The sequence below is a fragment of the Corynebacterium sp. P3-F1 genome (assembly GCF_030503635.1).
In the GTDB taxonomy this organism is placed as follows: Bacteria; Actinomycetota; Actinomycetes; order Mycobacteriales; family Mycobacteriaceae; genus Corynebacterium.
In genome coordinates this window covers 430,000-442,576 of the sequence record NZ_CP129965.1, presented here as the reverse complement: position 1 = coordinate 442,576, position 12,577 = coordinate 430,000, and the positions used below count along the sequence as shown (strand labels likewise).

Below are 12,577 nucleotides of genomic sequence, written 5' to 3'. Positions count from 1 at the left end.
CTAGTCGTCGAGCGCCTTCGCGGCGACGTCTGCGAACTCCTGCCACTGCTCCGCCTGTGCGCGGAGCTCCGCTGCCTTCGCCGCGTCACCCTTTGCCTCGGCCGCATCAGCCTTGGCGCGGAAGTCGTCCGCCTTGACCTGGAACTGGTTTGCCTTGTCTTGCTGGACCGGGTTCGACTTGCGCCACTGCTTCTCCTCGGCGTCGGAGACACGTTGCTCAATCTCGCCGATCTTGTCTTCGTACTCGCGGACCTTGCCGCGCGGGACGTAACCGATCTCCTCCCACTTCTCCTGTAGCTCGCGCAATTTCGACTTCGCGGCGCCGAGACCCTTCTCCGGGTCGATCAGCGGGTCGTACTCTGCAATGAGCTCGTCCTTGGCCTTGGCATTGGCCTCGAACTCGCGGTCGCGCTCATCGTTGACCGCGTTTCGCGCGGCGAAGAAGTGGTCCTGGGCCGCACGGAACCGCTCCCACAGCTTGTCGTCCACGTCGCGCGGGGCGCGGCCGGCGGCCTTCCACTCGCTCATCAGGTCGCGGAATGCGCGGGCGGTGTCGTTCCAGTCGGTAGAATCCTTGATCTTCTCGGCGCGCTCGATGATGTCTTCTTTCGCTGCCTTGGCGGCGGCGCGCCCGCGGTCGAGTTCTGCGAAGTGCGCGCCCCGGCGGCGGTTGAAGGAGTCGCGCGCCTTGGAATAACGCTTCCACAGCGCGTCGTCCGTCTTCCGGTCGATGCCACGAATGGTCTTCCACTCGTCGAGGATCGCGCGGATGCGGTCGCCGGCGGCTTTCCACTCGGTGGAATTCGCGGCCAAGTCTTCTGCCTCAGTTGCGAGAGCTTCTTTACGCGCGATCGCCTCAGCTCGGCGGGCTTCCTTCGCCTCCTTGGCTTTTTCGCCTGCGACGTCGGCCTGGCCGAGAAGCTCCTTCAGTCGAGTCTCCAGCGCGTCCAAGTCTCCGACGACAGCCTGCTCATCCAGCGAATCGATGAGCTGCTGCGCTTGGGTGCGCACGGAATTCGCGTCCTCCGGGCGCGCCGCGAGGCGGTTTTCCAAAAGTCCGACCTCGGTGGACAAATCCCCGAAACGCTGGGCGAAGTGCTCCAGCCCTTCCTCCGGGGTGCCGGCCTGCCACGAACCGACGGCACGCTCAGTACCGGTGCGGGTGACATACACCGTCCCGTCCGCGGCGACGCGACCGAACTTCTTGGCATCGGCGGTGTCGGCTCGTGTCACAGGCGCGGCCGGGGTCGCGGGCGACGGCGACGGAGTAGGTGCAGCGGGACGGGCCCCTGGACGCGGGCCGGGTTTCGGGGCGCGGGAAGGCATCGAGCCCGGCGACGGGGCCGGAGTGGTGTTGGGCGTCTGTCCGTCGGTGGGTGGTTGCGTCATGGTGAACGTCCTTTCTTGTGTGTGCCGCGCGTCACGGCTGCCGTGATGCTTTGAAACCTTACCGGCCCGCGCGCTCGGTTGTCAGCCGTTGGAACCGTTTGCTGATGCCCCGGAGCGGGCTGGATAGGGTGGTGGGCGTGAACCAGTTCAACGTGTGCGTCGTGCCGGGGTCTCCGGCGTTGGTCGCGGAGCTCGCCCCGGGAGATTTCGTCGGCCGCGCCATGGTGCGCACGATCCGTGAACTTGCTGAGCAGGATGCCCGCGCCGTACATATCGTCGGTTCTCGCGACGGGCGGTGGCGCACGGAGCGCACGGGTTCGCTGGCGGCGTGGGGTGCGCCGAACGTCGCTGTGGGCGGGGGGAACTACCTGGCGGAACTCGTTGCGCGTTACTGCTTGGGTACGGGCGCAGAGCGGGTCACGGATTCGCGCGCCACACTCGCACCGTTCGACCCGGAGGCGCTCACCGTGGTCGTCGTCGACGGGTCCGCGGGGTTGACGCGGCGTGCGCCGTTGGCGCTTGTCGACGGCGCGCAGGAGACCCACGAGCACATGGTGCGTTTTTTGGCCGGGGATGACGCGTTGCCGGACGAGCTCGCGGTGCGCGGCGTCGTTGAGCCGGCTTTGTGGCACGAGCTCGCCGCGTTGCGCCCGGTGCGTTGCGAGCTGCTCGCACACGATGCGTCGTTGGGCGTCGGTCGTTTCGTGGCGGCGTGGCAGGTGGATCATGCCTGATCTCCCTGTCGCACCTATCGCGGTCGTCGGCCCGACGGCCTCCGGAAAGTCGGATCTGGGCATCGCTCTCGCGCACACGCTCGGCGGGGAGGTTGTCAACGTCGACTCGATGCAGCTGTACCGCGGCATGGACATCGGCACCGCGAAACTTCCGCCTGACGACCGCGGCGGCATCCCGCACCACCTGCTCGACATCTGGGATGTCACCCGCACGGCGTCAGTCGCCGAGTACCAGGCACTCGCGGTCGAGGCAGTCGAGGCCATCGCCGCGCGCGGCACCGTCCCCATCCTTGTCGGCGGGTCCATGATGTATGTGCAATCGCTTATCGACGATTGGCAGTTCCCGCCCACCGACCCCTCCGTCCGGGAAAAATACGAACAGCGGCTAAATCGCATCGGTGTCGCGGCTCTGCACGCTGAATTGGCCGAGCTGGATCCTGCAGCTGCTGCCGTCATCGAGGACAATGACCCCCGGCGCACCGTCCGCGCGCTCGAGGTGATCGAGCTGACCGGCCAGCCATTCCAGGCCTCGCAGCCGCCGAAGCATGCCCCGCCGCGCTGGGGGACCCGGATCGTAGGACTAAGGACCACTGCCGAGTGGTTGAATCCGCGCATAGAGCTGCGCACCCGCCAGATGTTCGAGAATGGGTTGGTCGACGAGGTTAAGGGATTGATCGGCGTGGGGCTCGTCGCGGACTCGACCGCCGGTCGCGCCATCGGATACGCGCAGGTACTCGACTACCTCGACGGAGACTGCACGCTGGACGACGCCATTGAATCCACCATTACCGGCACCCGCCGTTACGTGCGCCGCCAGCGTTCCTGGTTCAACCGCGACAAGCGGATCACATGGATTGACGCGGACCAGACCGCCGAAGAGCTGCTGCGCGCCGCGCTAGACTCGCTCGCGTGAGCACCAACAACAACGAGACCGAACCGCACCTTTCCTCCCTGCCGTTCATCAAGGCACACGGCACGGAGAACGACTTCGTCGTACTTATCGATGTCGACGATCAGCTCGAAACGCTCGGCGTCCTCACCGACGACCTTGTGGCAGCTCTGTGCGACCGCCGCGCCGGGATCGGCGGCGACGGATTCCTGCGCCTGGTCCGCGCGGCTGACCCTGGTGCCCCTGATGCCCCTGATGCCACGGAATTCGTCACGGTCTCGGACACCTCCGGTGAGGCTGCCGCGGAGAACGTGAGGGTGACCGGCAGCGGCAACGCCGGCCGTGCAACCAGCGACCACGGCACTCGCGCCGGCAATGGCAGCGGCGCCCGGTGGTTTATGGACTACCGCAACGCCGATGGCTCTGTCGCCGAAATGTGCGGCAATGGTATTCGCGTGTTCGCCCACGTCCTCGCCGCACAAGGATTAGAGACGGAGCGGGAATTCGACGTGGCCACCCGCGCCGGGGTGAAACACATCGTCATCCACGAGTTGGAAGGCGACGGTCCGCACGGTCCTTCCCGCGCACAGGTGGAGGTTGGCATGGGGCCGGTCAAGGTCACCGGTGTGTCCACGGCGCGCATGGGCGAGGTGGATTTTGCCGGCCTTGGCGTGGACGTGGGCAATCCGCACCTCGCCGCGGTGATTCCCGGGCTGACGGCTGGACAGCTGGTGGACATGGAGTTCGTGCAGCCAGCCTTCGACCACGAGTTCTTCCCGGCGGGAGTCAACGTGGAAATTCTCACCGAAATGACCGACGGCACCGTTCACATGCGTGTGTGGGAGCGCGGGGTCGGTGAGACGCGCTCGTGCGGAACCGGCACGGTCGCCGCCGCTCGCGCTGCGCTTGCCGACGCCGGCATCGAAAACGGATCCGTCACCGTCCACGTCCCTGGCGGCGCTTTGGACATCGCCATCACCGACGGGGAAGCGACGATGACTGGACCGTCCGTGATCGTGGGGAGGGGAGAGGTGGAGCTGGGGTCGTTGCGTCGATAAGCGCGACGGTGAGCTCGTCGAAACGACGGTGAGCGTGCTGTTTTAAGCGGGTCCCAACTTGCGCGCGGCGCGGCGAGCGTCAGCCCAGGACTCAGAAAGCTCGAGCGCCCGCTGGTCTGCAATGTTGATGAGGCGCTCGAGCGCGTGGCGGTCGAGGTCGTTGTTGCGCAGGTGCGCGTCGACGCGCGACAAGAAACGGCGGGACGAGCCGAGCCGAAGATGGAAGTCCTCGATCGCGGGAACATCACTGTGCGGCTCTGCGAGCACGGGGTAGGTGAGCGTGCGGTCAGCGACAGCGTCCGTGCTGGTTCCGGTAGTCAGCTCGTCGTATTCGTCGACAACCTGAGCAATGTCGTCGCGCGCGACCCTAAGGGAAGAACGAAGCGCCTCAACCTCCGGGTCGACCGTGTCGTTGCGGTACCCGACAAAGGCCACCGCGGCGAGGGCGACACCGATCAGCAGACCGGGCACGCCGAGGCGCGAGCCGAGCAAAATCGCGACAACGAGGGCGAGCGTCAGCCAAATCGCTGCCTCTTTGTTGCGGTTATTCCCGGCCATGATCGTGGTGCCTGTTTAGGGTTTCTAGTGCCTTTAGTGCCTCTAGTGTCCGCCGCAGCCGCACCCACCGCCGCCGCAGCCGCACCCACCGCCGCCGGCAGCCATGGCGACCTGGCCGGCGAGTACCGCGGTGCCTGCAATCACAGAATTGCGCTCCGGAAGCTGAACCGTCTCCTGGCCGGCCGTTCCACCCGCAGGAAGAACCACGTCGAAGGGGAATGCGCCGTCGACGGATACGTGAATGAAGCGCTCACCGGTCAACGTGTTCGTGCGGTATTCCGACTCCAGCACGCGAGCGGAGAACTTCGCCGCTGCATCCGGGGCAGCTGCAGCACCGGAAGCGATCTGCTCCGCACCGTCGGACACGATCGTGCCCAGGGTTTCGCCGGTGGCGGTCAAGAACTCGTCGACGCTGCCGTAGTGCTGCACGGACACAGCCAGAGCGGTGAATCCCATTTCTTGCCACTGGAGGGTGGATTCGTCGACAAGCAATGGCCCCTGTGCGATGTTGGCCGTGGCGGACGCGATGGGCGCCCCCGTCGGATCGACGATGTCGCATAAACCCACCACGTCATTGACCATGGTGACGTGCGCGTAGGTCCGCGTCGTCGAGTCGAAGCCTGCGAATGTGGCGAACGGTTCGACCGCGAGGATGTTCAGCTGCGCGCCCGACGAGTCCGCGAACTGGATGAGTTGGCCGCCGCGGACCTCGCCCGTGACCGCGAGCTGGTTCGACGCGATGGCCGCCTCCACAGCGTCCTGCCACCGCGAATAGCCCATGCCGATGCTGGAGAGATCTGTCGTGATCGTGTCGCTCATAAGCTCCAATCCTAATGCCGGGGTGCCGCCGGGGAACAATCCGACGATCGTCCGGGTTGGGGTAGATGAGCGCCAATCTTTGGCCAAATGTGCAGGCATGTGACAATAAGGACTCAATGACGAAATCTTTTTCCCCATTTTCCGCCCCCTCCGGCGACCAGACGACCCACGACGAACTCCTCGCCGAGGCGTTCCGCGACCACGCTGAATCCCGCGGCGACGCCTCCGACAGCGCTCACGGTGCACGGCGGGACCACTCCGTTGATTCTTTCGACGCATACTTGGACGATGTTGCAGGCGACGCTCCCACGACGGGCGCCCTGGACCTTTCCGAGCGCAACGCGTTCCGACGCGTCATCCGCGACACCGAGATCCGCGCCGAGGAGCAGGCGGACGGTTACGAAGTCGAGTACCGCAAGCTCCGCCTTGAGCAAGTCATCCTGATCGGCGTGTGGACCGAGGGCACCACGGCCGAGGTCGAGGCGAACATGAACGAGCTCGCCGCCCTGGCGAAGACAGCCGGAGCGAACGTCGTGGAGATGCTGTACCAGAAGCGCGACAAGCCGGACCCGGGCACCTACATCGGCTCGGGCAAGGTGGGGGAGCTCAAGGACATCGTCATGGCTACAGGCGCCGACACCGTGGTGTGCGACGGTGAGCTGTCGCCCGGCCAGATGGTGGCGTTGGAGGAAGCACTCAGGGTCAAGGTGATTGACCGGACCATGCTCATTTTGGATATCTTTGCCCAGCACGCGAAGTCCAAGGAAGGCAAGGCGCAGGTCAGTCTGGCGCAAATGGAGTACCTGTACACCCGTACCCGCGGCTGGGGCGGCAACCTGTCGCGCCAGGCGGGCGGCCGCGCGGGCTCCAACGGTGGTGTGGGTCTCCGTGGCCCCGGTGAGACGCGTATCGAGGCGGACCGCCGCCGCCTGCGCTCCGAAATGGCGAAGCTGCGCCGCGAGCTGGCGGGCATGAAGACCGCCCGCGACATCAAGCGCGCCCAGCGCCAGCGCTCCCCCATCCCGAAGATCGCCATCGCGGGCTACACCAACGCGGGCAAGTCCTCGCTGATCAACGCCATGACCGATGCGGGTGTGCTGGTCGAGGATGCGTTGTTTGCGACTCTGGATCCGTCGACACGCAAAGCGGAGCTCGCGGACGGCCGCACGGTCGTGCTCACCGATACCGTCGGGTTTGTGCGCCACTTGCCCACGCAGCTCGTCGAAGCGTTCAAGTCCACGCTCGAGGAGGTCGCTGGCGCGGACCTCATGCTGCACGTCGTGGACGGTTCCGACCCGTTCCCGCTGAAGCAGATCAAGGCTGTGAACGAGGTGCTCGCGGAGATCACGCGCGACACGGGGGAGGAAATTCCGCCGGAGATCGTCGTGGTGAACAAGATCGACCAGGCGGATCCGGTGGTGCTCGCCGAGCTGCGCCACGCGTTCGCCGATTCCGGTCGCGATGTCGTGTTCGTGTCTGCCCGCACGGGCGAAGGCATCGCGGAGCTCGAGGGGCGCATTGAAATGTTCCTCAACACGCTCGACACCCACGTCACGCTGCTTGTGCCGTACACGCGCGGCGACATCATCTCGCGCCTCCACGAAGAAGGCACCGTGCGAAGCGAGGAGTACAAGGAAGAGGGCACGCTTATCGACGTCCGCCTCCCCCGCATCCTTGCCCGCCAGTACTCCGATTTCGTGGTGTCCTAGCCTTCTCGGGCCACTGTTGTGGCCCCGTTGGTGGTGGTGCGCTGGCGTGGTAGCTCTGTCTTGCTCTGTCTTGGCGGTGTCGTACCGGCATCCACGCGACTCGCGACGGAGCTGGACCTGATAGATTCTTGGGCCTGTGAGCTTTCTTCCTTCTTGGGCCGTCCACGGCAACGGCAAAACCATTCTGCCCGGTTCTGTTGTTGCCCCTGAGGAGCGGTTGAGCTGGCCGAGGACAATCGGAATCGGCATGCAGCATGTCATCGCGATGTTTGGCGCCACGCTGCTTGTGCCCACGTTGACCGGCTTCCCGGTAAATACGACTCTGTTGTTCTCCGGTTTGGGCACCATTATCTTCCTGCTGTTCACCCGTAACCGGTTGCCCAGCTACCTCGGGTCGTCGTTTGCTTTCATCGCGCCGTTGGCCGCATCGCAGCAGCACGGAATCGGAGCGCAGCTGGGGGGCATTCTCGTCACGGGGTTGGCTCTTATCGGCGTCGGTCTGCTGGTTTCGTGGGCGGGCAAGCGCGTCATTGACGCGGTCATGCCGCCGGCGGTCACCGGAGCGATCGTCGCGCTTATCGGACTGAACCTCGCGCCGACTGCGGTGGCGAACACCCAGACGCAACCCGCGGTCGGACTAGTGACGCTCGCGGTCATCCTCATCGCCACGGCCTGCTTCCGGGGAATGGCTTCGCGCCTATCCATTCTCATCGGCGTCGTCGCCGGGTGGGTCTTCGCGGCGCTGACCGGCAACCTGGCCGAGGATGCCGGAGCAACCATCGCCGCTGCCTCATGGATCGGGCTGCCCACGTTCCATACTCCCGAGTTCCACCTCTCCGCGATCTTGGTCACGCTGCCGGTCCTCGTTGTCCTCATCGCCGAGAACGTCGGCCACGTCAAGGCCGTCGCGGAGATGACCCAGCGTGACCTCGACGATCTTGCTGGCCCGGCACTCATCGGCGACGGCGTGGCCACGACACTTGCCGGTGCCTTCGGCGGCTCCGGCACCACCACGTACGCCGAGAACATCGGCGTCATGGCCGCCACCCGTGTGTATTCCACGGCCGCGTACTGGGTCGCCGCGGTCTTCGCCATCATGCTGGCGTTCATTCCCAAGTTCGGTGCGCTTATCTTCACCATTCCCGCCGGCGTACTTGGTGGCGCGTGTCTCGTCCTTTACGGGTTGATCGGCATGCTCGGTGTACGAATCTGGCAGGACAACCACGTTGACTTCAATAATCCCGTCAACCTGACCATGGCGGCGGTGGCTCTGATCGTCGGCATCGGGAACCTGACTTTCGAATTCGGCAGCGTCACTCTCGAGGGAATTGCGCTCGGCTCGATCGGCATCATCATTCTGTACCCGATCATGCAGTGGGCGTACGCGAACTTTGGCGAGGGCCGTCTCCTACCTGCATCGCGCAGGGGCACCGCAGAACCAAGTTACAAGTAAACGCAACGGCGGTAGCGGCGCGACCCCACGGTGCCGACGCAGGGACGAGGCAGCGGCACCGACGCAAGGGCACGGCAGCGGCACGACGATGGCGTGGGGAAACGACACAGTGGAACAGTGGCGCGGTGGCAGCGGCGCAACGAGGCACGCACTTTTTCAGAGACTCGCGCATCCGTCAAGTGCTAGCACCGACGGAGACTAAAATCTGTGGATAACTGAACTTTATCCACAGGCACTTAAGCGATGCCTTTCCCCATTGCCGCAATCCCTTTACTCTGCGGGGCATGAGCACATTCGCCTCATTTCTTGTCGCCCAATCTGGCGCTGCTTTGGACACCCTCGCCGGATTCGACCGCGAGGCTGCCCTTGAGGCTGGGATCCGTCCCGGCAACGTCAACGACTGGGCGCTGGTCCACGACACCTACTTCGGGAGCACGAAACGGACAGCCCAGCAACGCCATGCTGTAGACCTTGCGCGGGCGGGGAGTGTGAGCATCGACCAGCTGGTGCTCATCGAGAAGAAAGTGCGGGCCGTAAAGGATCCGCGCGAGCAGTGGAGCATGCGGTTCTCGCTGCTGGGGGTGGGTGGGGGATATGAGGCGGTGCGTCAAAAAGCGAAAGCGTTGATCGAAGCGGATCCGCGACCCCCGCGTAAACAAGTGCGCTTCTCCAAGTCGCGGCAGGGCATGCGCACCATGTCCGTCACGGGTGAGGAACGCGACATCGCAGACCTCGAACACGCACTATTGCGGGGTGTCGACCCGGCGCGACCGGTGGCGCCGCAAATGCTCGACAACTTCGTGCGGCTCATGCGTCGCGACGGGGCAGGGGTTCCGGCCGCCGTTCCCCGGCCCATGGTCCTCGTGCCGCTGCCCGCTTGGACGCGGATCCTGCGCGGCGAGGGCGACGACATCATTCTCGGACTTACCGACGCCACCACCATGACCGGCGCCGAATTTCTGCAGCAATGCGCCGGTGCCGATCTGGAAATCGCCGCGGTGCATCCTCAGGAAGGGCCCGTGAATCTCTACCGCGGCGAGAGACTCGCGAACAAGAAACAGCGCGACCTCGCACGGGTCGCCGCGCCGGTGTGCCCAGTTCCCGGATGCCGCCACGGCGCAGATTGCTGCGAAATCCACCACATCACCGCATGGCGGCACGGGGGAGAGACCAACTGGAACAACCTGGCGCCGCTGTGCCGGTACCACAACAGGGTCAACGACGACGATCCGCGCCGCGTCAAACGCGGACGCATCGAAAGAATTAACGGGACACCGGTCTGGAACTCACCCCGCGGTTACGCGGTGCCCAACAAGTACCACCGGTTCGGGGCGGTGCACAGTCTGTTCGGGATTGATCGAACGGACGCTCCGGAAAACGCGCCACCGTAAACGCCCCACGGGAATGAAAAACGCCCCAGCCCGTAGAGGCTGGAGCGCGGGGTCGGCGATGAGCGTCCGCAAAGACTTACTCGTCGTCGAGGTTGGACTCGATGAGCGCCGCGATTTTCTCCACTGCCTCCTCATCGTCGGAGGTGACGGTGACTTCGTCGCCGTGCTCGGCACCCATGGCCATGATCATGAGGGAGGACGCGGCATCGGTTTCGTCGTCCTCGTCGCCGCCAACGAGGGTGAGAATGATGTCCTCGTCGTATTCGCTGGCTGCCTCCGCGATCACAGTTGCGGGGCGGGCGTGCAGGCCGACGGTGGAGCCGACCTTGGCTGTCTTGGAAGCCATGTGAAATGTCCTTTCTGATTGGCTTTTCGATGGGCGCTGTACATGCTCCATCGTAGAGATCTTTTTGTGTTAGGCGGTCGTGCCCGTTGCGGCCGGGGTGGTGGTCGTTGCGGCAGGTGCCGTGGTGGCCGAGGCACCAGCGGCAGCCAGCTGCGCGTCCGCGGCAGCGCCTGAACTCTTCTGAGCTGCTTCCTCGATCGTCTTGTTGGGCCAGATCTGCTTTGCGGCGATCACAGCGATCGCGGCGACGGCTACGCCGACTGCGAGAGCAACGAACATGCCCCACCACGGCTCGTAGGCGAAAATGACGAAGATGCCGCCGTGCGGCGCCTTCGCGCCGACGCCCAGAGCCATCGACGTTGCGCCAGCTGCAGCACCGCCGAGCATCATCGACGGGATGACGCGGAACGGGTCGGCTGCGGCGAACGGGATCGCGCCCTCGGAGACGAAGGACAGGCCCAGTAGCCACGCAGATTTACCGTTCTCCTGTTCAGCAGGGGTGAACAGCGTGGCGCGGAGGAACGTGGCAATGGACAGAGCGATCGGCGGGACCATGCCCGAAATCATGACGGCAGCCATGATCTCGTAGGCTGCGTCCGTTCCGGCGGACAGACCAGCGGTACCGAAGAGGTACGCCGCCTTATTCACCGGGCCACCGAGGTCGAAGCACATCATCAGGCCAATGATCACACCCAGCAGAATGGCCGAAGAACCGCTCATCGACTCAAGCCAGCTTTGCAGCCCCGTCATAATGGCACCCAGCGGGCGGCCGAGAAGCAGGAACATAAGCAGGCCCACGAGCAGCGACGTCAAGAGCGGGATAATGACCACCGGCATCAGGGAACCGAGCCAGCGCGGCACCTTCCACGATCCGATCCAGTACGCAATGAATCCGGCGAGCAGACCCGTCACCAAGCCGCCGATGAAGCCGGCGCCGACCATCACGGAGATGGCACCGCCGACGAAGCCCGGAGCGATGCCGGGGCGGCCGGCAATGCCGTAGCCGATATAGCCGGAGAGCGCGGCCACCACGAACTGCATCGCCAACTGCCCTATGGCGAAGAGAACCGCGCCCATGTACAGGGCCCAGCCGGAGCGGTCGAAGCTGACCATTTCGCCGTCGATAAGCACGTCGTTGCCCGGCAAGTTTGCGGGAGAGAACTCGAGCGGGATCGTCTGCCACCCGCTATCAACGTCGTACCCGCCGACGAGGAAGCCGAGCGCCAGAAGCAGGCCGCCGGCAGCAACGAACGGGACCATGTACGAAACACCCGTCATGATGGCTTGCTGGATGCGCTTGGGCCAGCCCACGTCGCCTTTGGCCTCACCGGAGGATTCCGCGGCCGCCCCGCCCGGAACGCGGCGGGCGTTGGGGTTGTCCGCCGCGGCGATCGCCTCGTCGATCATCGCGTTCGGTTCGTTGATTCCGCGTTTGACGGGACTATCGACGACCGGTTTACCGGCTAAGCGCTCGCGGTCCCGGACTGCGACGTCGTGGGCGAAGATCACCGCGTCGGCCGACGCGATGAACTCCGGGTCGACGCGGTCGCCGCCGGAGGAGCCTTGGGGCTCGATGCACAACTCGACGTCGTCACGCGTGCTTGCCGCTTGCTCGAGTGCGTCGGCCGCCATGTACGTGTGGGCAATGCCGGTCGCGCACGAGGTGACGGCGACGATGCGTTTCTTCGCGGTCAGGGCGGTCTCCGTCGGCGCGCTGGCAGCGACCGTGGAGCCCGCTCCGGCGTTGTCTGCGCTGGCCGCCTTCTTATTCTTCGGCTCGGTGTTCATCACCTCGTCGACAGCGGCAACGACCTCTTCCGGCTTGGCCGCGTTGCGCAGCTTGTCCAGGAAATCGCCGCGGACGAGTGCGCGGGCGAGCTTCGAAAGGATCTTCAGGTGCTCCTTGCCCCCGCCCTCGGGTGCGGCGATGAGGAACACGAGCTGCGCGTCGCCGTCGGGACCGGCGAAATCGACCGGCCGCGACAGGCGGGCGAATGCCAAGGTCGGCTCACTGACCGCGGAGGTGCGGCAGTGGGGGATGGCCACTTGGCCGTTGACGCCGGTGCCGGCTTTTTCTTCGCGGGCGGAGGCGGCGTCGGCAAGCGTGCTGGGGTCGGATGTGCGCCCCGCGTCGGCGACGAGCGCCGCGAGGTTGCCGATGACCTCGGCCGGTGTGCTACCGAAGAACGAGGTCCGGTGTGATGGTGGATGATGACACGGTATTTCCTTCA

Annotated in this window: 11 protein-coding genes; 6 read left to right on the top strand and 5 right to left on the bottom strand. The window is 65.2% G+C overall.

Annotated features, from left to right (window positions below; translation table 11 throughout):
* Entirely contained in the window at positions 1-1,389 is a 1,389-nt protein-coding gene (locus QYQ98_RS02070) for a DUF349 domain-containing protein (RefSeq protein ID WP_302007117.1), read from the bottom strand.
* A 137-nt stretch (positions 1,390-1,526) separates the two neighbouring features.
* Between QYQ98_RS02070 and QYQ98_RS02065 the strand changes: the two genes are divergently transcribed.
* From QYQ98_RS02065 to dapF, 3 genes are read left to right on the top strand one after another with little or no spacing between them, the layout of a single operon-like run.
* Entirely contained in the window at positions 1,527-2,123 is a 597-nt protein-coding gene (locus QYQ98_RS02065; protein ID WP_302007116.1) for a hypothetical protein, read from the top strand.
* Positions 2,116-3,036: a tRNA (adenosine(37)-N6)-dimethylallyltransferase MiaA gene (gene miaA, locus QYQ98_RS02060; protein WP_302007115.1), complete on the top strand. Its 921-nt coding sequence runs from the start codon at positions 2,116-2,118 to the stop codon at positions 3,034-3,036. Before QYQ98_RS02065 ends, miaA begins: the two co-directional genes overlap by 8 nt.
* A complete protein-coding gene (dapF, locus tag QYQ98_RS02055; RefSeq protein WP_302007114.1) occupies positions 3,033-4,070 on the top strand; it encodes a diaminopimelate epimerase in 1,038 nt (345 codons plus the stop codon). The genes miaA and dapF overlap by 4 nt, the downstream gene beginning before the upstream one ends.
* Positions 4,071-4,112: 42 nt before the next feature.
* Here the strand turns inward: dapF and QYQ98_RS02050 are convergent, their stop codons facing one another.
* Together QYQ98_RS02050 and QYQ98_RS02045 are read right to left on the bottom strand one after the other, a co-directional pair.
* A complete protein-coding gene (locus QYQ98_RS02050; protein ID WP_302007113.1) occupies positions 4,113-4,628 on the bottom strand; it encodes a hypothetical protein in 516 nt (171 codons plus the stop codon).
* 42 nt (positions 4,629-4,670) lie between these two features.
* On the bottom strand, positions 4,671-5,435 hold the full coding sequence (locus tag QYQ98_RS02045; RefSeq protein ID WP_302007798.1) for a hypothetical protein: 765 nt from the start codon (positions 5,433-5,435) through the stop codon (positions 4,671-4,673).
* 128 nt (positions 5,436-5,563) lie between these two features.
* Here QYQ98_RS02045 and hflX point away from each other — a divergent pair, with 128 nt between their 5' ends.
* From hflX to QYQ98_RS02030, 3 genes are all read left to right on the top strand, one after another.
* A complete protein-coding gene (gene hflX / locus QYQ98_RS02040) occupies positions 5,564-7,156 on the top strand; it encodes a GTPase HflX (RefSeq protein ID WP_302007112.1) in 1,593 nt (530 codons plus the stop codon).
* 136 nt (positions 7,157-7,292) lie between these two features.
* Positions 7,293-8,609 (top strand): uracil-xanthine permease family protein, encoded by a 1,317-nt coding sequence (locus QYQ98_RS02035; RefSeq protein WP_302007111.1) that lies wholly within the window; start codon positions 7,293-7,295, stop codon positions 8,607-8,609.
* 284 nt (positions 8,610-8,893) lie between these two features.
* A complete protein-coding gene (locus QYQ98_RS02030; RefSeq protein WP_302007110.1) occupies positions 8,894-10,000 on the top strand; it encodes an HNH endonuclease signature motif containing protein in 1,107 nt (368 codons plus the stop codon).
* Between the two features lie 76 nt (positions 10,001-10,076).
* Here the strand turns inward: QYQ98_RS02030 and QYQ98_RS02025 are convergent, their stop codons facing one another.
* Both QYQ98_RS02025 and QYQ98_RS02020 read right to left on the bottom strand, forming a co-directional pair.
* Entirely contained in the window at positions 10,077-10,346 is a 270-nt protein-coding gene (locus QYQ98_RS02025) for an HPr family phosphocarrier protein (RefSeq protein WP_302007109.1), read from the bottom strand.
* Positions 10,347-10,415: 69 nt separating this feature from the next.
* Positions 10,416-12,569, bottom strand: a complete 2,154-nt coding sequence (locus tag QYQ98_RS02020) for a fructose-specific PTS transporter subunit EIIC (RefSeq protein WP_302007797.1) — start codon at positions 12,567-12,569, stop codon at positions 10,416-10,418.
* Positions 12,570-12,577: the final 8 nt, after the last annotated feature.

Coding starts and splice junctions, on each gene's coding strand:
- hflX (WP_302007112.1), top strand. CDS start 5,564: ATGACGAAATCTTTTTCCCCATTTTCCGCCCCCTCCGGCGACCAGACG.
- QYQ98_RS02070 (WP_302007117.1), bottom strand. CDS start 1,389: ATGACGCAACCACCCACCGACGGACAGACGCCCAACACCACTCCGGCC.
- QYQ98_RS02030 (WP_302007110.1), top strand. CDS start 8,894: ATGAGCACATTCGCCTCATTTCTTGTCGCCCAATCTGGCGCTGCTTTG.
- miaA (WP_302007115.1), top strand. CDS start 2,116: ATGCCTGATCTCCCTGTCGCACCTATCGCGGTCGTCGGCCCGACGGCC.
- QYQ98_RS02025 (WP_302007109.1), bottom strand. CDS start 10,346: ATGGCTTCCAAGACAGCCAAGGTCGGCTCCACCGTCGGCCTGCACGCC.
- QYQ98_RS02050 (WP_302007113.1), bottom strand. CDS start 4,628: ATGGCCGGGAATAACCGCAACAAAGAGGCAGCGATTTGGCTGACGCTC.